We start from the raw sequence: 24,055 nt of genomic DNA on the forward strand, positions 1-24,055 counted from the left end.
CGCATCTTCGTTTCAGCGATGATTGCGCGATGACACCGCACCCAACCCACCCGTTGCGGCCCGAGATCGGAGGCCGCTACCGCCTGCGACTGTATCTCGGCGGCGAGGTCATAGCCGAGATTCTCGACATCGACCTGCGCCGCGGACTGATCTATGCGCGCGTTCCTGATGGCCACGTTTCAAGCTGGACCCGCGCCATGTGGCGACGCGATTGCATCGCGCGACTTCGTTGATCGCGCAGGCTCGCTGGATTACCACGCGCCCTCGAGCCAAGCCGCCGCCACTCCACCCTGGAACACCCTGCGCCACCCGCCACGGCAGCAACTCATACCTAGACCGACTTCAGCTCGTTCTGCTCACGCCATCGCATGATCTGGATGCGCTTCACATCCGCCGGCACGCACCCCACCACCGCGTCCCGATCGAACGCCGTCGCCAACGCATACCGCATCCCCTCCACACCGGCTTCCACCGGACGCCGCATGACCCACTCGCCCCACGCTTCCCGCTGCGCAGCCACGTCCTCGGCGTCCATGCCGACCGCCTGCATCCGGCCCAACAGCCCGCCCAGCGCCAGCAACGCCACGCCGTAGCTCCGCCAGATCTCCACGTGGCGCTTGCGCTGTGGCTGAATTTGCAGCCGCTCCATCTTCCGCGAGAACTTCATGCGTCCCATCACCTCCGCAAGTCCCTCGGCCCACGTCAACTCCACCAGCCGGTCCACCGCTTTCGCTGCCCCCTCATCATCCACCAGCCAGGTGATCGTCTCGAAATACGCCTGGATCCACCGCGGCCCATGACCCATGAGATACAGCGCGGCCAGCACCCGGTCCGCCACATCGGACCGCAGCCGTCGCACCCGCGCCAATCCGGCCTGCGCCGCGTCCGACCACCGCTCGAGCTGCTCCATGCGCATCCCGTTGCATTCCGGCGAGTCGAGCTTCAACGGACGCAGCGATGGCCCCACAATCCTCCGCCACTCTGCCTCATCCCGTTCCACGTTCATGCCTGCACCCCGCGCGCCGCGCGCCACCGCTCCTGTGCCTGCATCGCCCAAGCGCTGATCTGCTCCGGTTGATCCTCGTACCGATCTCCAGCCCACGCTTCCCGTAGCCCCAGCACCAGCTCCACAGGCCTCCTGATCACCCCATCCACCAGCCAGTCCACCATGGCTTGGCCACGGCCATGCCAGAACGTCTCATTCTTGCACGGCGGTAGCTCATGCGTCGCAAAACACGCCTTTTCTCCAGCCGGCACAGGACCCACCGTTTCGGCGAGTTCAAACGCCGCCAAAATCTCGCCCGCCGCCAGAATCGCCGCACCAAGCTCGCCCCGGTCGGCACCCTTCCGATGCGCCACCCCATTGAGCCCTTCCGGCACGTTCGCCAGCACGTACAACATTGTCCGCGCACCCTCCGTGATGTTCCAACCCGGAACCGAATACCACATCACGCCAATCTCTTCGTGCGCCCGAGCGAAAGCCTCCGCCAAACCCCAGATCACACCGTGATCCAGTACCTCCAGCCCGCCCAGCATCCCGAACAGCAAGCCCAAATCGCGCTCAGCCACCCGCTGAATGCCCGCCCAAGCCGCCTCGCTCATGCCCAACGCATCCTTCACCTGCGCTGCATAGGCACTCACACTCGGCTCACACCCCAACGCCTTGCGTACGCGATCCCGCACCTCCGGTATCCACAGCGCCCCAAGCGCTTCATGCTCAGCTGACAACGCGCTGTACGCTTGCTCCTGCTGCACGGCATCAGCCAATACCTTGGTCGATGGAATCACGCATCCATAGCCCCAGGCCCTCATTTCCATGTGGTGCAGCGAAAGGTCCCAGCCCCTCCCTGCCGCTGCCATGACCACATCCCTGCACGCATGCGCCGCCTTGCTGATCAAGTCACCACGATCCTCAATGCCCCACGCCGTCTTCATCACGTCCTTGCGCAACATCCCCACCACGTTCGGACTCACCGCCACACCCTGACGCTCGGCCGCTGCTCGTATGCAGCGCTTCGCCAACTCTTCCAGCTTCACCGCCGCTTCAACACACGGCAGCTCTGTCCGATCGTTGTACGTGGCCTCGTCCGACAATCGCCAGTCCGGATCCTGCCCAAGCAACTCAGCCCGCACATCGTGCACGCTCTGCTCAGACGTCCCTCCAAGTATCACCACACCATGCGGATCCTCACCAGGCGCCACCAAGTGAACATCCATCGCCTTGGCAATCTCACACGCCATCCGCGTCAACTCCTGATTCTTCTTGCTTCTCACGCAACTTCCTCCTTGGGTTTCACTTCTTCACGATCACGCCCGTACGCCGGCAGATGCTCCACCATGCGTCGACCCCACGCCGTATCCAGCAGCCGATCATCCAGCAGCGTGATCCGACCCGTATCCGTGACTGACCGAATCAGGCGCCCACAGGCCTGCACCAGCCGCCGGTGCGCTTCAGGCAGAGCTACCTCGCCAAACACCGATCGCCCCTGCGCCTGCATCCACGCATCCCGGGCACGACTCACCGGATCATCCGGGGACGCAAATGGCACCTTCACGATCACAACGTGCCGGCACAGATCTCCGGGAAGGTCGACACCTTCCGCCAGCGTGGCCAGTCCCAGCATGATCGACCCCTCGCCAGCGCGGACAACCTCAACGTGCTCCCTCAACAAAGCCTTCAACGGCCGATCACCCTGCGCCCGTGAGATCACCCTCAACGCCGGCGGCAATCCATCCCGGATCGCCTCCATCATTGCCCGGCTCGCACACAGCACCAGCGTCGCCTCACCAGGGTCCACACACTGCCCCAGTTCCCGTAGCACCGCTTGCATGTACCGTGCCTCGTCCTTCGGTTGCACCCCAAGCCGCGGTATCCGAAGCACGGCCGCTCGCTCCAGCTCAAACGGGGATGGCACCGTCAACGTACGGTAGCCATCCACACGGTCAATGCCTGACCGCCTCACGAAATGACCGAAATCACCCATCGAGCGCAGCGTCGCCGACGTCGCCACCGCAGCAGCAGCACGCTTCCATACCGCCCCAGCCAGCCACCCCGACACATCCAACGGCGCCGCCATCACCTTCACCACGCCTTTCCCGTCACGCTCGGACCAGATGGCACCAGGCACTCCTTCAGCTATCTGCATCAGGAGCTCCGAACACTTCTCCACCGCCGACACAAATCCGTGGGCATCCCCAATCAGCCTGGACACCTTTCCAGCCACTGACGCGTCTACCACGCCTGATCCAACGGCCTTGTTCATGTCCTCCGTCACCTTCTCCAACTGACGCTTCAGCTCGATCGCCGCACCCAGCAAATCCGCCAGCTTCTGCAGATGCCTCACATCCTCCCGTGACAGATCCGCCTGCGTCGGTTGGCCGTACACCCGGCCGTACCGGACCCGGTGCGTCTTGGCGCTATCCTGTGCCGGCAGCTTCGCCTGCACCAAGCGGTCCAGTTCCGCCAATCCTTCCGTGATCCTGGCAATGGCGTCCCCACGCTTCCCAGCGCGCTCCGGACTCGCGTGCTTGCGCATCAGCCCTTCAACCTTGCGCAGCGAACCCTCCAACTCATGGACCGCCTTCTTGTAGCCGGCCAGCACCAGCTTTCCCGACGCCGCCTCAATCGCCGCCTCGGGCAGCTTGTGTGCCTCATCCACAACCAGATAACAGCCCGACAGGTCCGGCAGCACCGCGCCACCACCCAGAGCTGCATCCGCCAACAACAGGGCGTGATTCACCACCAGAACATCCGCATCATCCCAGCCGCGGCGCGCCACCACGAATGGGCAGCGATGGTAATTGCGACACGCCTGGCCCGCGCAGGCCGGCGCCGTCGTCGTCACCAAAGGAATGACACGCTCAGGCACATGGTCAGGCCATGAATCCAGGTCGCCATCCCATGACCCCTCACCCTTGACCCGCGCGGCCAGCATTGCAGCCACCAGATCCACCTCTTCCAATTCCGGCTTGAAAGGCCACGCCTCCATCGGCTCATCAACGAATCCAAGGTTCGTCTGCGCTTGATCCTTGCCGTCCAACAAGGCTAGGTTCCGATCACAGACGTAGCGTGCGCGACCTTTCAGGATTCGATGACCAAACTTCACCGGCGCAATAGCCACAAGCGCACGCAGATCCCGTTCCAGTTGGGATTGCAGCGCAACCGTCGCAGTCGACACCAGCAGTTTCCGGTTCTCAACACGCTTCACGGCTGCTATACCAGGGACAAGGTAGGCCATCGACTTTCCAACGCCCGTCGGCGCATCGATCGCCATAGCACTACCGTTTTCCCCGTCATCCGCCGCAGCTGCGGCCTGCAGCGCATCGGCTATCGCCGCCACCATCCGGTCTTGCTGTGGCCTACGGACAAAGCCAGGCCATCCGGTCTGGATGGCCTGGAACCACGCCTTAAGGTCGGCGACTGTTTCAGTGCTGAGCTTCATGCCTTGATCGTCTTCAAGTGAACGACGTGGCCCTGCTTCGCCCATTCCGCCTCGAGCTGCTGGCGCAGGCGCACCTGCGACGGCAGAAGAGGGCGGTGCCCCGCGCGGATGGCCGCCATGGCGTCATATTGGCCTACCTGCTCGAGCACAGCGTGCGGGTCGCGCACGAATGCATCCCAGCTGCCACCAAGCTTTTCCACGCCCGCCAGCTTGTACAACTGTCGAAGTCCTTGCATCTGGTCCATATGACGCTCCTTGTGTGTACTACTCCGGTACCTTTCTTCTAGCACGCGTTGCAATTCTGGCAAGTGGTCCGTTTTGTTGTTCCCGCAGCACGCTATCGCCACTCGTTCAGTTTCCATCACGCACTTTTGTCGACCACTCGCGCCACTGTTTCTACTCATTAGTGGCGCGAGTGCCTTTCTTGTCTACCACTCGCGCCACTATGTTCGTTCAGCTAAATCACCCATGGGTGCCGAGGTTTGTGCGCCTCAATGCACCGTCTTCATGCGGCGGCACGCATGGTTGAATTGCGCTCAGGGTGTGCGGTACTGGTGGCCGCAGAGCGCGTGGATGGACGTTGTTTGTATGCGCGCGACTACATTGGCTGTACGCGGTTATACACAGGCCCACACGGCCTCGCTGGGTCCGTGTGGGGCCGTAGTACTTCGCGCGCACTCTGGCATTACGGTTCTTCGGCCTCTGTGGGCACGTGTCGGCCCCACCGAGGCCGTAGCGCTTGGATCCAACCGCAGCGTCATGTGCGCTCTATCCGCGTCGGCCCCTGTGGGGCCGTGTGGGGCCGCGGTGTTCGTTGGTATGCCGCCTCTTCGTAACCAGCGGTGCCCTGCCGGCCCCTGCCGGCCCCTGTCACATTCGGAACCGCTCGTTTGCCCTCTGAGAGGTATTTCCGTAGCCGGTGGTGACGCTTTCGCCTGCTAGGCTGTTCGCGACCCTTCATGATGGAGCTGAAAGCAATGCACGTAGGACTCGACATTGGCTATGGTCAGACCAAGATCAGCTTCACGTCGGATCAGTACACGCCGGCGCGTAATTTAGTCCTTCATTCCGGTGCCGCCCCATTCGGGCTTTGTCCGACCGGACTTGGCAGCGGTGAGGCGCGGACCGAGATCGTCCGCGTGACGGTTGATGGCCGCGAATGGGGTGCTTTCGTCGACCCTGATGCCATCGCTGGCGGAGTGAGCTATCTGAACGAGGATTTCACCCGAACAGAAGCCTATCTCGCCATATACAAAGGCGTCCTATCGATGCTTCGTTCCAACGAAGTCGACCACATCGTTACCGGGCTCCCCGTCGAACACATGCGTGATGACGAACGCGTGCACGCCTTGCAGTCACGCCTCTCTGGAAAGCATGTCATACGCGACGGCCACATTGTGAATGTCAAGCGCGTTGAAGTGATTCCGCAAGCCGTTGGCGCCTATTACGGCGCCAGCGATACGGTCCCTGCGGCCAGTGTGAAATACGAGACGGTCTTGGTGATCGATGTTGGGCACTATTCGGCGGACTGGGTGTATCTGGTCGATCAGGCCGTTCGCCGCGAGTTCAGTGGATCGAGCTTCCGCGCTGGCGCCGCGGTGCTCCAGGACGCAGCTGCATATATAGATAAGGAGTGCGGAGTTCCGGTCACGGCGGAGCGTCTGTTCAGAATTGTCCGGGATGGCGCGGACGTCGTGAGTATTGCAGGGAAGCGCATTGATGTGCGGGATGCCGTCGCTCATGGTTCGGCCACCGTGTCCGAGTTGGTGCTGAGCAAGATCAAAACCTGCCTGCGTGAAGCCGGCGCAGTGAGCATGGTGCTGCTGACCGGCGGTGGCGCGAGGTTCTTTGAGGAGGCAACCAAGGCGGCCTTTGGGCACGCGCGGATCGTCGTATTGCGGAACCCAGTGATGGCGAACGCGAACGGATTCCGTCTGTGGTCGATGCGGCCAGGGATCTGACATGAGCCGACTCATTGTGGTGAAGGTTGCAGTGCCTGTCGATGCGCCGCTTGGATCTGCGCTCACCAAACTGCCTACACGTATGCGTGCAGGATTTCTTCGTGTGATGGCCGAAATTGGCCATCAGAATCAGTCGGGCATGCAAACGCCTGCGCTTGAACCGGCGACTCGCGCTGGGACGGAGCGCGACGTGCGGGATCCGGCTTCATTGCCGCCAGATCAACCCGATGCCATCGAGTTGCGGCGAGCGTGGTAGACGGACTTTCTATGCGCGCGGGTACGCTGCGGTACACGGTGCGCGTTCTATGCGGTGCATGGATCGCATCGGCGGTTTTTGCGTGCGGCTATGCGATCACTGCTTCTTCGAACTTTGATCTGCGGCATATTGCCGCGGGATCGGTAGTGAATTCCCATGCGCAATGGCTGCCGCCGTTAATGGTGATCGGCCATGCAGCGCACGGCCGCTCTGGCGCTGCACGGGAATCCACAGCAAACGACGAAGCTGTACAGCGACACAGGGGAAGTGGGGGCAACGTGACGAGTGCATCGCCGGTTGGCCCGGTTGTTGCTGCTGGGAATCGTGGATTCGCTACGCTGACGTCCCCTGATATGCAGACTCGCGCCCAGCCGCTGCCAGCCAGCGTCAATCTTGGCCCGAAGGCGTCAGTTTGGCGCCAAGCAGGGCGGCGCTATCACGTCGATCCGCTCTTGCTGTATGCGATCGCGCTGGTGGAAACCGGCCATGCCACTGGTGAGGACGAGGTTGCGCCGACACCCTGGATTGTGCGAATCGATGGGCATGTGATTACCGGAAGTGAGTCCCATGTCTGCAGTGCAATCAGGCTGGCGCAGGTTTTCGGGAAGCCGATCCAGGACGTTGGAGTGATGCAGGTGTACTTCCCTATGCATCACACGGCGGTGCGGAACCCGCTCCATCTGATTGAGCCGCGGACCAACATCATGGAAGGCGCGCGGATCCTCGCGCAGTCCTTGGGTTCAAGCCAGGACACAATTCTTGGCATTGGGCACTACCACTCGTATGCTCCGTCCAAGGCATACTCATACGGGCGTGCCGTCTACACTGTTTGGCGTCGCCTTGAGGAGGTGGAACGAGGCGGCTACAGTCTTGCTGAGACATCAAGCGCTGAGGAGCAGAGGGGGAACTAGGATATGTGGTCACTGCAACACATCGAGATGTATCGAGAGCAGCGCGAACTGACGCATGCATTGCTGCAGTGCATGTCTGGTCTTGCGAGTGATGGAGTACAGATCCCTAGTGTCGTGAACTTATCGGGGCGTGGCGTTGAATCGTTTCTCGCCGCGCCTGGCGAAGCGCACGCACTCTGGGCTGAGTCGTTCACGACACCTTTTCGGCTGCATGGGGTGGAGCGGGCTGCCTTCGAAGTGTCGCGTCGGCCGCTGCAATTGGCGTTCGCCCCGCCCAAGGAACAGTACGCGCATTTCCAGAGCCTGCTGAGCAGCTTCGTCGTAGGAGCGCAAAAGGCGAGCGTTGACCCCAGGCTGTGCAACCTCTTTTATGGCTTGACCGAAACTGAAGCACGCGCTGTTCGCCATCTGTCAGCTGCGAGTCTGATGTTGCTGGCAAGTCGCATCCACATCCGAATCGACGAGAAACAGGTTCAGTGTTTGCAGCAGGCATTACCACTGTCTGCTCGCGGCCTTCAGCGATCCACGGCGCAGCAGCTGGTGCTTGCAGTCACAGGCTCCGGGATGGCGCAGCGCGAAGCCCGAAAGCAGCGGAGCAGCGCCGGTGAGTCAACCTCGCATTCCTGCGAAACTGGCAAGAAGATCAGGGTCCGCGCTGATGAGATCAGGAACTGTCTGCTATCGCATGAGGATACGACGCACATTGCCGCGCTCGCGCACTTGCACGAGAAAGGCGTGAAAAGGCCGGGGTTGCACGGGATGCGTGGCATCAACAAGGCCGCGCTGATGCTGTCCGGAGTTGGAGTCAAGCCTCCCCAGCGCGGCAACGCGCTGAGGTTGGGTATGGAGGAGCGTGCTTGCGCGCGAATGGCGGAGTTGAAGAAACGGTCATTTGCACAACATGCCTTGCTGCTGGTGCAGCTTTACAGGTCGCTTGATCCCCTCGCGCAGCTGGAAATCGCTGTAGATCCGTGGGCGTTCGCCGTTGCGTCGGACATGCTGGATGCGGTCTCGCGCAAGCACCACCTGAACATGTACCACCAGTACCACATTCTGCGGGCCTACAACGCAGGTTTGATCGAGATCGCGACCTGCGCGACGCATCAGCTTGAATACCTTGTCACATCGGATGACGCCGAGTTCAGCATCGATAGCGCGTGCCCAGCCTGCGAGCTGGCACGCGGCGGAGCGTACGATGGCACGGATGAATGGGATGGCGTACAAGCTGGCATGGTGGCCTCTGCGTAGCGCTTGCAGCGTCGGCTTGAGCCTTGCAGCATCGATCGAATTAGCCTCTGAGAGGGCAATCCATCTCAGGTCTGGTGATGCCTGATTGCTAGGATGCTGCCATGGGTTACTAGGGATCGATGCACATGGTGCTGAAGTGGTTATTGATACCTGCGATGGTCGCGGTGGGCGCGATGCTGGCACCACATGCGATAGCGCAAATTGATCGGCGGCCGCACGGGTGGATCTGGTACACGCCCACGCCGCAGCCGTCCCGCCCGGTGAAGCAAACGACTTCTGAGCCCGGCACAGAAGCTGCTGCCAAACTGGCTGGACCCAGTCAATGGTCGACTGCATGGATCCGCGAGAAATTGCCACGGCTCCGGGATCTCGCAATACAGGATCCCAGCGAGAAAAATGTGCGCGCGTATCTGCTACTGCAGCATCTTGCCATGGACAGGGCCCAGCGGTTCGCAGAAGTGTCGATGATGGTGACACAAGGGGACCCGACGCTCGACGAGAACACGCGCTTTCCGCTGGCGTCCGCCGCGGCCCAGGCCGGCGTCGAAAGCGCCAAGCAAGGTTTGGTGAGTGCGATTCAGGTCTTGGCCAAGACCACGGGCCTGTACTTTTTTTTCTCGTCGACCTGCGAGTATTGTCACGCCGATCTCCCTGTGCTCAGGACCTTTGAACTGGAGAGCGGGATGAAGATCGTCGGCGTGAGCCTCGACGGCCAGCCGATCGACAATCAACTGTTCCCGAATTACTTGATCAACTCTGATCAGGCGCAGCGCTTGGGTGTGCAATACACGCCCGCATTCTTCCTAGTGCATCCGCCGAATCTGAGCGATGTTGTGCAGATCGGGCAGGGCTATCTGTCATTGCAGCAACTCGAGCAACGGATTGTGGAGGAAGCCTACTATCACGGCTGGTTGTCGCCGGCGACGTATCGCGAGACACGCATCGCATCGCCGCTGTACCAGGCTGGCGTCAGCCCTCGAGACCAGCACACACTCAGCAGCAAGGACGCGGCTCTGATTACCTCGGTGGTGGGTTCATTGCCACCGCGCGATCACAACGGCAGGACGCTGGGAACGCCCACGTCATACTCCGGCCTGGATGGCGCCAGTCCGAACGCAGATCCACAGGAATCGCATGTTCCGCAAATGACGGAGTGACGCGCCATGAGGTATTTGACCAACAACCTACTTTCTTTCGCCGCCGCAGCGGCGTTGACGGTTGCCTCTGCGCCGGCATTTGCTGGACTGCAGGGGCAGCTCAACACGATGTTCGGTGAGATGTCGGCGACGACGAACCCGCAGGTGGTGATGGATGCGCGCCGCGGCGTGATTACGGGTGGCGCTTTTTCGATGCGCTCGCCGATCGTCCCGATCGGTATGAATGCCATCAACTACACCCCGCCCGGGATCACGGCTGGCTGCTCTGGCATTGATGCGTATGGCGGCAGCCTTTCGTTCATTTCCGGACAGCAATTCGTGCAGTTGCTACGGTCGATCGCAGCAAATGCGGAAGGATTTGCCTTCCAGCTCGCGCTGTCATCGATGTCGTCTCAGATCAGTAATCTGTTGTCATCTTCCGAAAGTCAGCTGCTGAGTCGTCTTACGCAATTAAAGAATTCTTGCGAAGCCGCGCAAACTGGATTGAATGTCCTTGGTATCAACCAGTCGAGTGTCAATCAGGCGGCACAGAACATCGAAACGTCCATGGGCATCGCGACTGACTCCAATGCGGCCGCAGTGGCCAATACCCCCCAATCGCCAGCTGTACAAACGGTTGCCAGTACGCCGGCCGCGAAGCTGATCTACCACAATGTCATGTGGGATGCGTTGAAGGCGTACAACTTCGCCAATGCCTATGGCGAGAGCACCGACGCTAACACATATGACGAAGAAATCATGTCGCTGGTGGGGTATGTAATTACATGTAATCCGAATACTACGCAAAACTGCGCGCCGTCATCGACGACCGCTGGGCCAACAGGGGGCGTTGGACTGATCATCGGCCAGCCAACCCTGCGCCTCGAAGATCTTATCTACGGGTCTACTGACCCACAAAGCGGAACTGGGAAAAGCCAGTATTATGTCTGCGGCGATACAACACAGTGCATGAGTGTTTCTACATCCAATTGGACTGGCACCGGGGTGTTATCTCTTGTTCAAACAGAGCTTGGCACTTCCAATTCGCAGGGGTTCCTCGGTGTGCTTTTGCAGAATGACCCTGCAGACCCGCAAGTCACGGCATTTCTCTCATCCGCCGGCCCCGTAGGCGTAGAAATCGAACGGGTCGCAAGAGCAAATCCGATTGAGGCCTATCCGTATGCAGTGGCTGTTGCTCAGCCGATCGCGATTCAGGTCGCCTACAATGACGCGCTCTCATTACTCAGCGCGGCAGCGCGCACCATCAGCGGTTCCTCGGAGATCGGTGCAAAGCGGCAAATGGCGTTGATTGATTCTGCAGTCGCTCGACTCGGCAAGGATTACCAATCAATGATGAACGAGCAGAAAATCAATACGGGTTACGGAACGTTAGCGAGCCTGTATATGCAGACTACGAGTCTTAAACCTGGCGCGCCGAACGGCGCCGGGAGTTTGTGATGTACCACATCATATCCATTGGCGATGAGGCATTTCTTTACAAGATCTTCCAGTTTCTTGCGATGCTCAATTCGTCTGGCACGGACCTGTACGCACGACTTGGACTTCTGTCGGCGTTGATCGGCATCATTCTTGTAATCCTCACGGCAATTACGAGCAACGGCCGTCAATTCCCGATTGGCGGATATATTGTTGCCATTGTAATGTTCCTTGTCTTCTTCGGCCAAACTACGAGCGTTGAGCTTGAGGATTTCTACACCGGCCGTACCGACATCGTCCAGGACGTACCACTCGGTACGGCCATTGTCGGGTCCATTGTTTCGCAAGCCGGCGTCGCAATTATCACTTATTTTCAGACGGGAACGTCCGTTCCTGGTTCATCGACACTTTCACCACAGTATGCACTTGATGCTTTGATGGCGTATCGAAATCTGTCTGATGCGTCGTCGTATTGCGGTTTTGGCACGACGGAGATGTGTGATTGGTCCAAGACTTTCCAAAGTTATGTGGCTAATTGCGTGCTTCCGGAGTACAAATTGCATAACGGATGGTGGAACGGTGACCCCAAGACGTCATCCAATTTGCTCTCAACTTTGAATGTTCCTGACCTCGGCTTTGTTACTAACGACTATCTTGGCACAAATCCCGGTACAACCAGTACGGGTCAAGTATCCGATTGTTCTAATACCTACTCCGACCTAAACCAAACGTGGAATAACTCGCAGACTGGAATCGCTGCCGCATTCAGTGGGCTTTTGAAAATCAACACGATGAACGGTGATACCCCGGCTGACGAACTTGGAAATGCGTTTGCCGCGCTAGGCAATCAGACAACCCAACCTGGTCAACCGAGTGGCACGTCGGGCAATCTGCCGAGTCTTCTGCAGCAAGCATCGCAGAATGGCGTTCAGAGTGTCGAGAACGCAGTGGGAGCCAATCTGCTGGCGCGCGGCCTGGCGCAAGGCTTTCGCGACGCCAACCAGGTCGGCGAGGCCGGGGTCATCGAGTCCGCCGCCAATCAGCGCAACGTGCAGTTCGCGGCGCAGAGCACGCTGTTCACGCGCACGCTGCGCGCCACCATGACGTTCTTCGAGGGCGTTATCTATGGCCTGGCGCCGTTCCTTGCGTTCCTGATCCCGCTGGGGCCGATCGGCTTCCGCTACGCGGGTCGCTATCTGCAGCTACTGGTCTGGCTGTTCCTGTGGATGCCGCTGCTCAGCTTCGTGAACCTGTTCGAGATCATGTCGGTGTTGCGTGAGATGAACGCGCTGCTGCCGGCGATCGGCAACGCGCCGCTGATTTCGGCCATCGGCCTCAACCAAATCGAGTACACGGTCAGCGACTGGGTTGGAATCGGTGCCTACCTCACAACGGCAGTAGTTGGTTTGTCCGGATTCGTTGTATTTGGTTCAGTGGCTGCATTCCAGGGCATTGCTGCGGAGGCCAACGCACCGACGAGCCTTGATCCAAGCATGATAGCTCCTGACATCATGAGCACTGCGCCGCCGATGCAATCGGGTGCGCAGTATTCGGCAAGTGGTGGTTCCGCTTTATCGCTGCATAACGCCGCACTTCAGGAATTCAGCGGGTCTAGCAAGTTGCAGGAGAAGGCGATGTTGGCCATGTCTGCCGCGCGCACCGCAGCCGTGAAACTTGGTGTGAGTGGCAAAGAAGCGGCCTCGATGGGTCAGTCGCAGTTGCAGAATTTTTTTGAGGATCAATTGTACGGTAACACATCAGCCATGACGAATGGCGCTACGGTGAATGCTTCGGATAGGAACGCCGCAACACTTGACGGATCGAGATCAAGCGTTGGCTCTACTGCCGTAACCACAAATGTTGGTGGCGGGCTGAAGGTTGGTGGCACTGGCGCCAAAGCTGGTATTACCAATACTGGGCAAGATATTTCTAACAGAACCAGGGATCTTTCCAATGCACAGGCAACGACGATAGGGAAGGATGCCGGATATAAGACCGGGCAGACTCGCGCCTTGTCTGTTGGACAGAAGGGATCGGAAGGCTCTCAGTCTAGTCAGTCAATTTCTGCTGAGAGAACTAAGATCGCGCAATCCGGGTTGAACGATTTGCAGACCTACTCAAGATCCATGGAGATGTCGCACGAAGTTGGCTCGTCAATGCGGGTGCCGATGAAACAAGCAGCGTTTTCATTAGCGTCGAATAGCGGCGCCCTGGATGCGGCCATTTCGGTGGCTCATGGCCTCGATGCCAATGCCTATGCATCAAACTACACCGCTTACGGTAATACATTCCCCGAAGGCCCGCAAAGGGAAGCTGCAGCCGCGCTGTCGACGCTCAACCAGGTGGCAAGCCTGAATGACTCTCGATCTGCAGAGGCAATGAATGGTCTGGATAATGCGCTTTCATCGACGCCAGGTTGGTCATCGATGGACACAACAGGCGTTATCAGTTCTGTCGAAGGAGGAATGGCATCTGGCCAGCGTCTTCTCGGCGACGTCCAGGCAGGAACGAATGGCATTCCTGGTGAAACTGCTGGTTCAGCAGGTTTGCCCACTGACCCAGGGCAAATTGGGCGTGTCGGTTCTGGGGCTCACGCTTTGTTTGATGAACGCGCCAGCGATCCCGTATACAATGACCTTCGCGATGCGTCCATGTTTGAGCAAGGTGGGCTTTTGGATAAGTCGTATAGTGCAGCCGACAATTTGATGGACACTAAGGGCGAAGGCGCGACGATATGGGGCGCATCTATCCAAGGTGGCTCGGCTGGTATGGACTACGCTCCCGGGCTGTCCCGAGATGCCGCCGCAATGGAAGGCGCGGCATCACTCAGCAGGACGGCTGCCGGGTTTGTCGTTAAAGAGCAGCAACTTAATGCGCCGCTCTTGCCGACTGTTGAGGCGCAACCGCCGCCGAATGATGAGTAGTGCGAATGCAATTCGCCCATTGTAGTCAACAATGGGCGAATCATGAGACGGTTTCGGAATTGTGGCTGTCGAGTTCTAGCAGATCCCGAAAGGTTTACCGTGAACGTCAACCAAAGCGCCTTGGACCATCGGTGCGCCGGTTGCCGGGTTGACTAACATGCCAGTCTCGTCATCTGAATCGTCATTCGAATCGAACCAATTTGCGTAACCCATGCTGGTAGTGGATCTGGATGTACTGGATCCATCCCACGAAAGACCGTGCGCCTCAAGTTTCCGCGTGGTCACGACATAGACGATACCACCGATAACGGCTGGGACGATGAATGCTCCCGCGATGATGATCTCCGCGATGTCCATTTGACTTGCCTCCTCTAAAGGTTAACGGCGGCATCCTACCACCAGGACCGGCTGCTGACCGGTTCCTGACCGAGCCGCTCCGATGAGTTGCGGTGGAAGCCGTTTCGACTGCTGGCAGCTCGTCATGGCAGTGCCCCTTGGCTGCCTGACCGTTGCTTGATTCTTGGCGGGGCTGGCGGCACACGCGCTCAAGGCGAGCGCGCTGATGGTGATGGCGACTACGCAAAAACGGTGCATGGTTGCTTCCAGCGTGGGTGGTTGTTGGGCTCGTTGTATCACGTGCCGCGACTGGCGCAAGTGCTGCGTGCGGGGTTGCCTTTTTCTGCAGCTCTGTTTTGACCTCTGAGAGGTCAATCCGCCGCTGGTGTGCCCTGCAGCTTCCGGCAGACTCTGCATACCGTATGAGTGGACCTCTGGTATGGAGCCGATTGAACTGCCTACGCACTTGGATGATCCGAAGACCTTTCTGATCTTCAGCATGGACGACGTGTTGATCGTCGGTGTCGCCATGATCATTGGTCTGGCGACGCACTTGCTCGGATATCTGCTGCTTCTTGCGCTGGGCATGATGTGGGTCATGCGGCGTTTCCGTGGTGCCGTCCCAGATGGACACCTGCAGCATCGGCTGTACTGGTACGGCATTCCGCTCGGAAACGGCCACAGCCTGATCAATCCTCTGATCAGGAGATTCGTCGGATGAACGCGGAGAAGCTGCACACCTCGCACGCCAGCTTGATGCAAGACAACCGCTACCTGCGCGTGATCACGGTCGCCTTGTCGATGTTGACGCTCGCTCTCGGGTTTGGACTGGTTTTCCGCAAGCAGATCGTTGTGATCGTGCCTTCGAATGACCTCACGAAGTCGACCTACACCGCGACTTCGGCGGATCAAGGAGCGCTTTCTTCGTGGGGTCTCTACATCGCAACGTTGGTAGGGAACGTGACGCCATCGAATGGAGATTTCGTGGCGAACGAACTCGGCCACCTGTTGGCGCCGTCGATCTACAAACAAGTGATGTCCTCGATCTCGGACCAGGTTTCGAAGATCCAGCAGGACCAGCTGACCTTGCAGTTCTCGCCATCCGCTGTGGCCTTCAACCAGAACAAGGATGAGGTTTCGGTCGATGGTTGGCTGACTACGACAGATTCCCACGGTTCTCAGCACCGCCAGGAACTGACCTACCACGTCTACTTCACCGTGGTGAATTACCAACCGCATGTAGTCGGCCTGACGACTACAAACGGCAGCATCGTCATAGGCCAGTGAGCGAGTTGAGGAATAGTCGATGAGGATCATCAAACCCATTTTCTGCTTGGCTGTGCTGCTCGCGCCAGTGATTGCAATCGCATCACCGCAGACTGCGGCGGCGCAGACACAACTGCAAGTTGTTCATGGCGGTGGTGCGTCGTTTCCAGGCACGCCTCTGCAGCCGTCTACTGCATCGCAAGGCGTTCCAGTGAGCGTCATGCGCGGCGTGGATGCAAATGCGGATGTGCTCAAGCCGGAGCATTTCACGATTAACGCAGCGCCGAATGCGATGGTTCGATCGGTCGTGAGCCGATCGTTTCTCAACCGCATTGTCACGCCGTTCAATCACCCCATCATCAAGACGACGTCTCAGGTCAAGGTGGACACTGTGGGGCAATCGGTCTTCGTATCGATCGCGCCTACCCAAATGGACCCGATCGTGCTCTATGTCATGGATGAAGGCGACAGCAATGACTCGATCGCCTTGATGCTGATGCCTCACGCTGTTGGTCCTGTCGAGATTGACCTGAAGCAACCGACTCTGCTTGGCCGTAGACCGATGGTGTTCAACACCAAGAAGGCCGGCCAGTGGGAGCAGCAAGCGCCATACACGGACCGATTGATCGACGTAATGCGTACGCTCGCGAAGGGCCTTGTGCCGCCGGGGTACGCATTCCGCGTGTATCGGACGGGTGACAACATGCCGTCGTGCCAGCAGGCCGGCCTGTCCATCGTGCCGCGGCAGGTGATCGATGGACAGACGCTCGAGGCGTATGTGGGCGCCATGACCAACACCACGACGGCACCGATCGAATTCAACGAGGGGAACTGCGCGCACAACGATGTGCTGGCGGTTGCATCGTGGCCCGGCCCACTGCTGCAGCCCGGTCAGAGCACCGAGGTGTACATCATCGTCAAGCGGACCTCGATCCCCTATGGCGATGAAGCGCGCCCATCTGCCTTGCTGCAAGGAGCACGTTGATGTTCGGGAAGAAGAATTCCAGCTCAACGGGCAGCCAAGCGCAGCATCGCAAGGGCCTCAATGCCAAGCAGAAAAGAAATCTGTTCCTGTACGTGGGTTTCGCCGCCGTTGTGTTCATCGCGTGGGCGCTCTCGCGGCCCGGCGTGCTGTCGCAGCAGAACGCCCCCGTTAACGCAAAGAATCTGCTTGGCAGTGCCAGTTCGCACGAGTTAGGCGTTGCGTCGATCAACAATCAGGTCGCGCACCAGAGCGCGGAAATCGCGTCACTGAAACGCGCCATTGCGAAGCGCGTTCGATCGCAAACACCAGGGTCAGGGCAATACAACAGCGCCACTACTTCGGCCACGACGGTTCCGCCTCCGCCGCCCGTGCCCGTGCCCGTGCCTTCAACGTCAGGCGGCGCCGTCGCGGTGCCGTACGCGCAGCTCCCGCCATCAGGGCAAGCTGCGGCACTCGCCGCCACGCAAGCGCCCAGCATCGAGACCATCGGTGCACCGGCCAGCGCTTCGTCTGCCACGACGACTCCGAATCAAGGCGTGACGGCACAGACGCAGGCGAAGGTTCCGAAGATCTTCTTGCCGGCGGGGACGATGCTGACCGGTGTGCTCTTGACGGGACTGGATGCGCCGACGGGTCGCAATGCTTCGTCTGAACCGATACCGGTTCTGGTGCGCATCAAGGAAGACGCAATCCTGCCAAATGAATACCGCGCTGATTTTCGAGAGTGCTTCATCGTGGCCAGCGGCATTGGTGACCTCTCGAGTGAGCGCGCTTACTTGCGTGGTCAGTATCTGTCGTGCGTTCGCCGGGATGGTGGCGTTATCCAGGCACATGTCCAGATGTGGGGTACTGGTTCCGACGGATTCGCAGGCCTGCGTGGAACGCTGGTGAGCAAGCAAGGTACTGCCATCGCGAGGGCGCTGATGGCGGGTTTCGCGGCGGGTATTGGCCAGGCTTTCACACCGCAGCAGCAGACCGTCATTGCCGCGAATGGAAGTCCTTACCAATCTCCTCCATTGGGCGTCGCAGGTCGCATGGCTGCGTTCGGTGGCATCTCGTCGGCAGCCAATCAAGTAGCGGCCTTCTATCTCAAGATGGCTGAGTCCGAGTTTCCTGTCATCGAGGTATCCGCAGGACAGCCTGTGACCTTCATCGTGGAGAAGGGCGCATCGATTCCGATGCTCAAGGAGAAGACGTCGTGATGATCAAGACTCTGCTGCGTGTGGTCGCCACTGCGGGTTGCCTCGCGCTGGTCGGGTGTGCGAGTGACCCTTATGTGTGCCCGGAGCCGTCCGGCGTTGCGTGCATGAGCGCGAGGCAGGTCTACAAACTGACCGACCCGCCGGGCAAGGCCGGGATCGAAGCGGCCGAGGGCATCTTGCGTAATCCAAAGACAGGGAAGCTGATCCATCCAAAGGACAGCAAGACATTCAGAGAAGACCAGGCTGAAGACGACGGCCGGGTTGCGAATGCGTCGATCCAGGGCGCGGCATTGCCATTGCCGCACACCGGCAACGTGATCCCTGTCGTTGAGCCACCGCGCGTGATGCGGGTATGGATCGGCCCATGGGTCGACAGCCACGGCAACCTGCACATGGCGCAGCGCGTGTACACGCAGATTGTGCCGCGCCGTTGGTCGATCGGCACGCGCGAATCCACGCGCCCGGCGACGTTTTTCCCGCTCGATGCGATGCCTTCGAGTGCCCCATCCAAGGCCCCGCCGAATGCGCCTGCTGTCGCAAACGGCACGGATTGATCCAAGTCAGGACGAAGCCTTGAACCGTCGTGAGGATCGCGGCGGACAGCAACAGGACGACGAAACCCATGGGAGAAACTGAAATGAACGTGTCGAAGAAGAAGCTGCAGGCTGCGTACGGCAAACTGTTGCTCGCCATCGCCATGGTGCTGCTGTCGGTGACGCCGGCACTGGCCGGCACGACCGGCGGTGGTTCCAATCCGTTCGGGTCGCTGATCACAATGTTGATCGGCTGGCTGCAGGGCGGGCTTGGTCTGCTGCTGTCCATCGTGGCGGTGATTGTTGGTCTGGTCGCTGGCGTAGCTCGCGGCTCTATCGTCGGTGTTTTGACGGGCTTTGGCGTGGCCATCGCCGCTTACTGGAGCCCATCCATCCTGCAAGGAATTTTCGGTGCCACGGTGCATCTTGCGCCTGCATTCCGAACCGTTGCTGGGTTCTGATGTACCTACGAACCGCTGGAGGATCCAGCGGTTCTCTAAAGCGTTTCGAGGATCACGATGGATAAGCGCTCTTCATTCGATGGACTGCTGGAGATGGCGGTGAAGCCGCTGACGACGGCTGTCCGCTTGTTCTTCGGCACAGCCTTCGAGCCGCACTTCGAGGACGAGGTGATGCCGCAATGGCTGCAGGCGGTCGCCTACATCGATGAGCACGACCTGTTTGTGCTCGACTCGGGTTCGCTGGGATTCGCGTTTATTGGCTCGCCGATGTCTGGGGTTGATGCGAGTATGGCGGACAAGCTGGGTGGTGTTCTGCAGACGCAGATGCCGAACGACACCGTTTTGCAGTTCGCGCTGTGGACAAGCCCCGATATGGAGCAGTCACTGGGCTCGTATGCGATCACGCGGAACACTGCCAGTGGTCAATTTCTTCAAGGTCTGCGCGACGAGTTCATCGATTTTTTCCGGCAGGGAACAGCGTCGAGTGTCATCAAGGGCCAAGACGTCAGGCTACGTGATGCAAAGCTGATCGTGACGGGCAAGGTTCCTGTGCACGGAGAATTTGGTCCAGATGAAATCGCTAAGGTCACCGAACTGCGTGACGTGATTCACGCCGGGTTGAATGCGTGTGGTCTGCATTTATCGCGCATGAAATCGTCTACGTATTTGCGCGTGATGCAAACGGTGTTCAATTGGTCGCCTGGTGCAGCGTGGCGAAAGGCTCCGGAGTCTGAGCCGAACCCGGACCTCCCGTTGACCTCGCAAATCCTCGACTACGACACTGATGTGTCTGTCGACACGAAGGGCATGACGTTCGGAAATCGGCACATTACTGTGTTGTCGCCGAAGTTTTATCCATCGCGTGGCTGGTTTGGCATGGCCTACGCCTTTCTGGGTGAGGTCATGTCGGGCTCGCGCGGACTGCGCGAACCAACATGGATGTGCTTGAATCTGTGGTTTCGTGACCGCGAAGCGGAAGCAGCCTCGATTTCGCGGGAAAGCACTTGGATTACGCACCAGGCGAGCACGCCGCTGGCGCGGTTTACGCCACAGCTCGCTGATCAGAAGCGGTCGTTCGACCTGGCCACGGCGCAGATTGGGCAAGGCGATCGCATCGTTCGCATGCAGTTTGGCATGGCGCTTTTCAGCGCATCACACGACGATGCTGTCGCGGCATCTGCAAATGCCCGTGCCTACATGCGCGAGTTCGGCTTTCAAATGCTGTCTGACAGTTTTGCCGTCGCGCCAATCTTCGCCAGTTTGATGCCATTTGGAACGGACGTTGGTTCAGCCAAAGTCTTGCAGCGGTTCCGACGCACGACGTCGCGCGCTGTTGTCGGCATGCTACCCATCATGTCCGAGTGGCGCGGCACTGGGTCACCGCTATTGCCCATGGTCTCCAGAAATGGGCAGCTCATGATGGTGTCGAATTGGGATTCGGACACCAATTACAACATCGCCATCGCCGCGGAATCGGGCTCCGGTAAGTCGTTCTTGGGCCAGGATCTGATCGTGAACGGCCTCATGCAGGGCGAACGCTTTTGGGTGGTCGACAAGGGCAAGAGCTACCGCAACCTGTGTGAGCAGGTTGGCGGCATGCGGATGACCTTTGGCAAGGACTCGAAGCTCTGTCTGAATCCGTTCTCTATCGTCTCCGACTATGACGAAGACGAAGACCTGCTCTGCTCGCTGGTTACCGCGATGGCTGCACTCACGGAACCGCTTAGCGATCTTCAGTCTGCGGAGCTGAAGAAGATCATGCGTGCCGGATGGAACCAGCTGGGCAGCGAGAAGATGTGCATTGACGCCATCGCCTTGCTCTGCATCAAGCATCCGGACAATCGCATCCAGGACGTTGGGCGCCAGCTCTATCCATTTACCCGCGAAGGGAGTTATGGACGCCTGTTTTATGGCAAGAATAACTACGAGGCGAATAACCCGCTCATTCTGCTCGAATTGGACGATCTTGAGGGCCGCACGCACTTGCAGCGCGTCGTGCTGCTGCAGCTCATGTTCCAGATCCGTCGTGAAATGAGCAGGCTGCCTCGCGGTTTGCACAAGTACCTGATGATCGACGAGGCTTGGGAAATCCTCGCTTCGGGGTCGGTCGGTTCGAACGAAGCAGATCCGGTTGCCGACTTCATCGGGAAGGCGTACCGACAGTTCCGCAAGCTGGGCGGCGCGGCGATCACGATTACCCAGTCCGTCAGCGATTTCTTCATCAACAACGTCACACGCGCGATCTACGAAAACAGCGCCAACAAGTGGCTGCTTGGACAGCGCAGCGAGTCGGTGGAGGCGTCACGCCAGAGTGGGCGATTGGACCTCGGCGATCACGGTATCCGCCTGTTGAAGAGCGTCCACACGGTACCTGGCGAATACTCGGAGGTGTTCCTCTACACGCCGGCTGGTTACGGCGTCGGTCGCGTGATCACGCCGCATGTCACAAGGAAGCTGTTCTCGACGCGACCCAGTGACATCGAGGACATCGCTCGCCTGCGTAGTCAAGGTCTGTCGCTCATGGAGGCGGCGCGGCGCTTGAGCGTTGGCGATGCAAATGCGATGAACATCGTCAAAGGAGATGCACGATGACTTCCGATGAAAGCGGTGTATCGAACAGCGTTGATTCCGTACCAGCAGAGCAGGGCACCGGCGCCGCACAGAACCGCATCCCGCATGGTCTTTCGTCGATGGTGATCGGACTCGCCGTCTGGTCTATCGTTGTTTCGTCGGCCGCGTCGTATGTGACCTGGCGTGTGCTGGAAAACCAGAGGACTGCGGATCTTGCGATGCGTCCTCCCGTCGTGGTTCTGAACAGTTTTGGGTGGATCAAGCACGCAGGCAGCGGCCACACGATCGAACAGCGTTACGTGAGCGGCGCGGAACGGCTCAAGGGCGTCATTGCGGAGCTGCGCAAGCATGGTGCCTTAGTGCTTGATGAAAGTGCCGTGCGTGCCGCTCCACCACAGGTTCTGCTGAAGACACCGAGGCGGTGATCACGTGGCAACCACGGCCGTCTCGACCAATCCCGCGTGGCAGATCCGGTTCTGGATCAAGGTCAGCGCCGGTCTGCTGGTCATGGCACTGGCGTTACTGTACGTGCTCAACAACTGGCGCGTCGGATTCAGCAACGAAGCCATGCAGTCGGTGGGGGCCGGCTGGTTCCTGGTTCATCTTGAACCTGATTACAGTCCTGCGATCGGGACATACGCGGTTTTTCATGTTGGGAATGGTTTGCAGGGCTTCCGGCCAGGCACGCTGTTCGTGAAGCTTGTCGTCGGCGGCCCTGGTGCATTGATTCACGTAGGGGTGAATAAGACCACGGTCAACGGCAAGGTCGTGGCCGGGTCGCTCGACAGCCTCAGCGCGCTGCATCTGAGTCCGAACCAAGTTGTTCGCACATTCATCGTGCCGAGGAATGCGTACTTTGTCGTCGGGACGCGCCCCTATTCGTACGACAGCCGCTACTGGGGCACGGTGCCTGTTGGCGCGTTCGTCGGTAAGGCGTACCTGCTATGAACGGATGCCGATCACTCGGGCAACGTGCAAGGTTTGCGGCGGCGGTCATGCTCGCGTGCCTGTGTTCGCCAGTGCTTGCGCAGGATGCGTCGCTGGCGCAACAGGCGCAGACCCATGCGAAGACGGAAGCTGCTGCCGCGGCGGCGCTGGTGGCCAGAGCAAAAGCGGTGCAGTCCGCGTACTCGGCGAGCCACACGCAGTCGCTGCAAGAGACGGTTGCCGCAGCCAACAAGGCCAAGCTGACCTACTTACGCCAGATCTATAAAGAGCAGGGCTATCGAGTGCCCAACGGCCCGGCGATAGCCAAAGGCACTCAGATCCTTGTTTTCGCGTCCAAATCGATGCCCGATGGTGACATGCGGGGCTTGCTCGAGGATGCCTATCGCACGCCCAGCATGCGCGTGGTGTTCCTCGGTGGCGAGCCTCATTCTGGCGTGCCCGGATTGGTGAACTGGTTGCGGCGTGTAGGTGCAGGCCTGAAGCACTTGCCGGCGATCGAGATCGACCCACCTGCATTTGCCAAGTATCACGTTCGCTGGGTTCCGGATGCGGTCGTTGTGCATGACGGTAAGGAGTTGGCGCGCGTGGCTGGTGTTTATCAGCCACAGTGGATCATGAGTCACGTTGGGGCCAAAGGCGGCGATCTAGGCGCCTACGGGACGCTTTACCGCCCGGTTGAGGTCAACATGGAAGCCGTGATCAAGGGCCGGATCGCCGCGTTCAACTGGAAGTCCTACGTCCATCGTGCCGTGCATGATTTCTGGCGCGACCAGGTGTTGCCGCTTGTTCCCCATGCCACGCATCCGAAAACGTATCTGATCGACCCAACGATCACGATCACGCACAACATCACGCTGCCAAACGGGACCATCCTCGCGCGGGCTGGCGAGCGCGTGAATCCTCTGCAGCACATGGTGTTCACGTTGCACTTGCTGGTGATCGATGCATCGAGCGCCCCGCAGCGCGCGTTCGCGAAAGCCTTCATCGATGGACACCAGGATGATCACGTCGTCGTGATGAGTACCGCTGTCCCGTCCACATCACGGCACGGGTGGAAAACATGGGCTCAATGGTCGACTGCGATCGATCATCGACTGACGTTGTACTCGCATGCCTATGCGCAACGCTTCAAGATTCAAGGCACGCCATCCATCATCGAGGGTGACGGCACGTACTTGAAGGTCGTGCAATTCGCCAGGGACAAGAAGGGGGTGTGGCATGCTGCTGCTTCGTAGGCATGTCCGGCAATCGATCGTCATTGGCAAGGACGAATCGATCGAGCTGGTGGTACTCAATGTCGGGATGGGGCGCGTTGAGATCGGCGTGATCGCGCCACGAGATGTGCCTGTGTATCGCAAAGAAATCAGCCCATGCACACTCGCTAAACGAGGTTCTGCTGATCTCGAAAAGCCTGCAAGTACGGGTAAGGAATCATAAG

24 protein-coding genes are annotated in these 24,055 nt (G+C 59.4%); 19 read left to right on the top strand and 5 right to left on the bottom strand.

Annotated features, from left to right (window positions below; all coding sequences use genetic code 11):
* The first annotated feature begins 29 nt into the window (after positions 1-29).
* Positions 30-233, top strand: coding sequence for a hypothetical protein (locus Mschef_RS16060; RefSeq protein ID WP_136256294.1), 204 nt, complete (start codon positions 30-32; stop codon positions 231-233).
* A gap of 98 nt (positions 234-331) precedes the next feature.
* Here Mschef_RS16060 and Mschef_RS16065 read toward each other — a convergent pair whose 3' ends face one another.
* Genes Mschef_RS16065 through Mschef_RS17455 form a run of 4 tightly spaced genes read right to left on the bottom strand, consistent with a single transcriptional unit; the run spans position 332 to position 4,687 of the window.
* The gene (locus Mschef_RS16065; RefSeq protein WP_136256295.1) at positions 332-1,006 is read right to left on the bottom strand and encodes a hypothetical protein; all 675 of its coding nucleotides are present in this window, start codon (positions 1,004-1,006) and stop codon (positions 332-334) included.
* On the bottom strand, positions 1,003-2,274 hold the full coding sequence (locus Mschef_RS16070; protein WP_136256296.1) for a hypothetical protein: 1,272 nt from the start codon (positions 2,272-2,274) through the stop codon (positions 1,003-1,005). Before Mschef_RS16070 ends, Mschef_RS16065 begins: the two co-directional genes overlap by 4 nt.
* A complete protein-coding gene (locus Mschef_RS16075) occupies positions 2,271-4,442 on the bottom strand; it encodes a helicase C-terminal domain-containing protein (RefSeq protein WP_168708852.1) in 2,172 nt (723 codons plus the stop codon). The genes Mschef_RS16070 and Mschef_RS16075 overlap by 4 nt, the downstream gene beginning before the upstream one ends.
* Complete coding sequence (locus Mschef_RS17455) at positions 4,439-4,687, bottom strand: hypothetical protein (protein ID WP_136256297.1); 249 nt, start codon at positions 4,685-4,687, stop codon at positions 4,439-4,441. The genes Mschef_RS16075 and Mschef_RS17455 overlap by 4 nt, the downstream gene beginning before the upstream one ends.
* 714 nt (positions 4,688-5,401) lie before the next feature.
* On the opposite strand from Mschef_RS17455, the gene Mschef_RS16085 reads away from it, so the two are divergent.
* The 7 genes from Mschef_RS16085 to Mschef_RS16110 all read left to right on the top strand — a co-directional run bounded on the left by Mschef_RS16085 (position 5,402) and on the right by Mschef_RS16110 (position 14,315).
* Positions 5,402-6,403, top strand: a complete 1,002-nt coding sequence (locus Mschef_RS16085) for a ParM/StbA family protein (RefSeq protein ID WP_081130238.1) — start codon at positions 5,402-5,404, stop codon at positions 6,401-6,403.
* A gap of 1 nt (position 6,404) precedes the next feature.
* Complete coding sequence (locus tag Mschef_RS17460) at positions 6,405-6,659, top strand: hypothetical protein (protein WP_136256298.1); 255 nt, start codon at positions 6,405-6,407, stop codon at positions 6,657-6,659.
* 11 nt (positions 6,660-6,670) lie between these two features.
* A complete protein-coding gene (locus Mschef_RS17465) occupies positions 6,671-7,570 on the top strand; it encodes a lysozyme family protein (RefSeq protein WP_136256299.1) in 900 nt (299 codons plus the stop codon).
* 3 nt (positions 7,571-7,573) lie between these two features.
* Complete coding sequence (locus Mschef_RS16095; protein WP_081130240.1) at positions 7,574-8,818, top strand: hypothetical protein; 1,245 nt, start codon at positions 7,574-7,576, stop codon at positions 8,816-8,818.
* A gap of 125 nt (positions 8,819-8,943) precedes the next feature.
* On the top strand, positions 8,944-9,975 hold the full coding sequence (locus tag Mschef_RS16100; protein ID WP_168708853.1) for a conjugal transfer protein TraF: 1,032 nt from the start codon (positions 8,944-8,946) through the stop codon (positions 9,973-9,975).
* 6 nt (positions 9,976-9,981) lie between these two features.
* Positions 9,982-11,412, top strand: coding sequence for a conjugal transfer protein TraH (locus tag Mschef_RS16105; RefSeq protein WP_081130242.1), 1,431 nt, complete (start codon positions 9,982-9,984; stop codon positions 11,410-11,412).
* Positions 11,412-14,315: a conjugal transfer protein TraG N-terminal domain-containing protein gene (locus Mschef_RS16110; protein ID WP_081130243.1), complete on the top strand. Its 2,904-nt coding sequence runs from the start codon at positions 11,412-11,414 to the stop codon at positions 14,313-14,315. The genes Mschef_RS16105 and Mschef_RS16110 overlap by 1 nt, the downstream gene beginning before the upstream one ends.
* Before the next feature lie 75 nt (positions 14,316-14,390).
* On the opposite strand, the gene Mschef_RS16115 is transcribed toward Mschef_RS16110, so the two are convergent.
* Positions 14,391-14,672: a hypothetical protein gene (locus Mschef_RS16115; RefSeq protein WP_081130244.1), complete on the bottom strand. Its 282-nt coding sequence runs from the start codon at positions 14,670-14,672 to the stop codon at positions 14,391-14,393.
* 418 nt (positions 14,673-15,090) lie between these two features.
* Here Mschef_RS16115 and traL point away from each other — a divergent pair, with 418 nt between their 5' ends.
* From traL to Mschef_RS16170, 11 genes are all read left to right on the top strand, one after another.
* Positions 15,091-15,372 carry a type IV conjugative transfer system protein TraL gene (gene traL, locus Mschef_RS16120; RefSeq protein ID WP_081130245.1) on the top strand — a complete coding sequence of 94 codons (282 nt, stop codon included), beginning with the start codon at positions 15,091-15,093 and terminating at the stop codon, positions 15,370-15,372.
* Positions 15,369-15,938 (top strand): TraE/TraK family type IV conjugative transfer system protein, encoded by a 570-nt coding sequence (locus Mschef_RS16125; protein WP_081130246.1) that lies wholly within the window; start codon positions 15,369-15,371, stop codon positions 15,936-15,938. The genes traL and Mschef_RS16125 overlap by 4 nt, the downstream gene beginning before the upstream one ends.
* Before the next feature lie 19 nt (positions 15,939-15,957).
* Positions 15,958-16,902 (top strand): TraK domain-containing protein, encoded by a 945-nt coding sequence (locus Mschef_RS16130; RefSeq protein WP_081130247.1) that lies wholly within the window; start codon positions 15,958-15,960, stop codon positions 16,900-16,902.
* Positions 16,902-18,104 carry a TraB/VirB10 family protein gene (locus Mschef_RS16135; protein ID WP_081130248.1) on the top strand — a complete coding sequence of 401 codons (1,203 nt, stop codon included), beginning with the start codon at positions 16,902-16,904 and terminating at the stop codon, positions 18,102-18,104. Before Mschef_RS16130 ends, Mschef_RS16135 begins: the two co-directional genes overlap by 1 nt.
* Entirely contained in the window at positions 18,104-18,658 is a 555-nt protein-coding gene (gene traV / locus Mschef_RS16140; RefSeq protein ID WP_081130249.1) for a type IV conjugative transfer system lipoprotein TraV, read from the top strand. The genes Mschef_RS16135 and traV overlap by 1 nt, the downstream gene beginning before the upstream one ends.
* 83 nt (positions 18,659-18,741) lie before the next feature.
* Positions 18,742-19,098, top strand: coding sequence for a TraA family conjugative transfer protein (gene traA / locus Mschef_RS16145; protein ID WP_081130250.1), 357 nt, complete (start codon positions 18,742-18,744; stop codon positions 19,096-19,098).
* Between the two features lie 57 nt (positions 19,099-19,155).
* Entirely contained in the window at positions 19,156-21,690 is a 2,535-nt protein-coding gene (gene traC / locus Mschef_RS16150; RefSeq protein WP_081130251.1) for a type IV secretion system protein TraC, read from the top strand.
* Positions 21,687-22,094 carry a hypothetical protein gene (locus Mschef_RS16155; protein WP_081130252.1) on the top strand — a complete coding sequence of 136 codons (408 nt, stop codon included), beginning with the start codon at positions 21,687-21,689 and terminating at the stop codon, positions 22,092-22,094. Before traC ends, Mschef_RS16155 begins: the two co-directional genes overlap by 4 nt.
* Before the next feature lie 4 nt (positions 22,095-22,098).
* Positions 22,099-22,617 carry a S26 family signal peptidase gene (locus Mschef_RS16160; protein WP_081130253.1) on the top strand — a complete coding sequence of 173 codons (519 nt, stop codon included), beginning with the start codon at positions 22,099-22,101 and terminating at the stop codon, positions 22,615-22,617.
* 47 nt (positions 22,618-22,664) lie between these two features.
* Complete coding sequence (locus tag Mschef_RS16165) at positions 22,665-23,852, top strand: TrbC family F-type conjugative pilus assembly protein (protein ID WP_168708854.1); 1,188 nt, start codon at positions 22,665-22,667, stop codon at positions 23,850-23,852.
* Entirely contained in the window at positions 23,836-24,054 is a 219-nt protein-coding gene (locus tag Mschef_RS16170) for a carbon storage regulator (protein WP_081130255.1), read from the top strand. The genes Mschef_RS16165 and Mschef_RS16170 overlap by 17 nt, the downstream gene beginning before the upstream one ends.
* The last annotated feature ends 1 nt before the right edge of the window (position 24,055 follow it).

This window comes from Metallibacterium scheffleri (assembly GCF_002077135.1).
Taxonomy (GTDB): domain Bacteria; phylum Pseudomonadota; class Gammaproteobacteria; order Xanthomonadales; family Rhodanobacteraceae; genus Metallibacterium; species Metallibacterium scheffleri.

What these genes read in the sequence shown, in the direction of transcription:
- traL (WP_081130245.1), top strand. Translation starts at nt 15,091, where the DNA reads ATGGAGCCGATTGAACTGCCTACGCACTTGGATGATCCGAAGACCTTT.
- Mschef_RS16125 (WP_081130246.1), top strand. Translation starts at nt 15,369, where the DNA reads ATGAACGCGGAGAAGCTGCACACCTCGCACGCCAGCTTGATGCAAGAC.
- traA (WP_081130250.1), top strand. Translation starts at nt 18,742, where the DNA reads ATGAACGTGTCGAAGAAGAAGCTGCAGGCTGCGTACGGCAAACTGTTG.
- Mschef_RS16130 (WP_081130247.1), top strand. Translation starts at nt 15,958, where the DNA reads ATGAGGATCATCAAACCCATTTTCTGCTTGGCTGTGCTGCTCGCGCCA.
- Mschef_RS17455 (WP_136256297.1), bottom strand. Translation starts at nt 4,687, where the DNA reads ATGGACCAGATGCAAGGACTTCGACAGTTGTACAAGCTGGCGGGCGTG.
- Mschef_RS16165 (WP_168708854.1), top strand. Translation starts at nt 22,665, where the DNA reads ATGCTCGCGTGCCTGTGTTCGCCAGTGCTTGCGCAGGATGCGTCGCTG.
- Mschef_RS16075 (WP_168708852.1), bottom strand. Translation starts at nt 4,442, where the DNA reads ATGAAGCTCAGCACTGAAACAGTCGCCGACCTTAAGGCGTGGTTCCAG.
- Mschef_RS16095 (WP_081130240.1), top strand. Translation starts at nt 7,574, where the DNA reads ATGTGGTCACTGCAACACATCGAGATGTATCGAGAGCAGCGCGAACTG.
- Mschef_RS16155 (WP_081130252.1), top strand. Translation starts at nt 21,687, where the DNA reads ATGACTTCCGATGAAAGCGGTGTATCGAACAGCGTTGATTCCGTACCA.
- traV (WP_081130249.1), top strand. Translation starts at nt 18,104, where the DNA reads ATGATCAAGACTCTGCTGCGTGTGGTCGCCACTGCGGGTTGCCTCGCG.
- Mschef_RS17460 (WP_136256298.1), top strand. Translation starts at nt 6,405, where the DNA reads ATGAGCCGACTCATTGTGGTGAAGGTTGCAGTGCCTGTCGATGCGCCG.
- Mschef_RS16170 (WP_081130255.1), top strand. Translation starts at nt 23,836, where the DNA reads ATGCTGCTGCTTCGTAGGCATGTCCGGCAATCGATCGTCATTGGCAAG.
- Mschef_RS16085 (WP_081130238.1), top strand. Translation starts at nt 5,402, where the DNA reads ATGATGGAGCTGAAAGCAATGCACGTAGGACTCGACATTGGCTATGGT.
- Mschef_RS16100 (WP_168708853.1), top strand. Translation starts at nt 8,944, where the DNA reads ATGGTGCTGAAGTGGTTATTGATACCTGCGATGGTCGCGGTGGGCGCG.
- Mschef_RS16135 (WP_081130248.1), top strand. Translation starts at nt 16,902, where the DNA reads ATGTTCGGGAAGAAGAATTCCAGCTCAACGGGCAGCCAAGCGCAGCAT.
- Mschef_RS16115 (WP_081130244.1), bottom strand. Translation starts at nt 14,672, where the DNA reads ATGGACATCGCGGAGATCATCATCGCGGGAGCATTCATCGTCCCAGCC.
- Mschef_RS16065 (WP_136256295.1), bottom strand. Translation starts at nt 1,006, where the DNA reads ATGAACGTGGAACGGGATGAGGCAGAGTGGCGGAGGATTGTGGGGCCA.
- traC (WP_081130251.1), top strand. Translation starts at nt 19,156, where the DNA reads ATGGATAAGCGCTCTTCATTCGATGGACTGCTGGAGATGGCGGTGAAG.
- Mschef_RS16060 (WP_136256294.1), top strand. Translation starts at nt 30, where the DNA reads ATGACACCGCACCCAACCCACCCGTTGCGGCCCGAGATCGGAGGCCGC.
- Mschef_RS16110 (WP_081130243.1), top strand. Translation starts at nt 11,412, where the DNA reads ATGTACCACATCATATCCATTGGCGATGAGGCATTTCTTTACAAGATC.
- Mschef_RS17465 (WP_136256299.1), top strand. Translation starts at nt 6,671, where the DNA reads ATGCGCGCGGGTACGCTGCGGTACACGGTGCGCGTTCTATGCGGTGCA.
- Mschef_RS16105 (WP_081130242.1), top strand. Translation starts at nt 9,982, where the DNA reads ATGAGGTATTTGACCAACAACCTACTTTCTTTCGCCGCCGCAGCGGCG.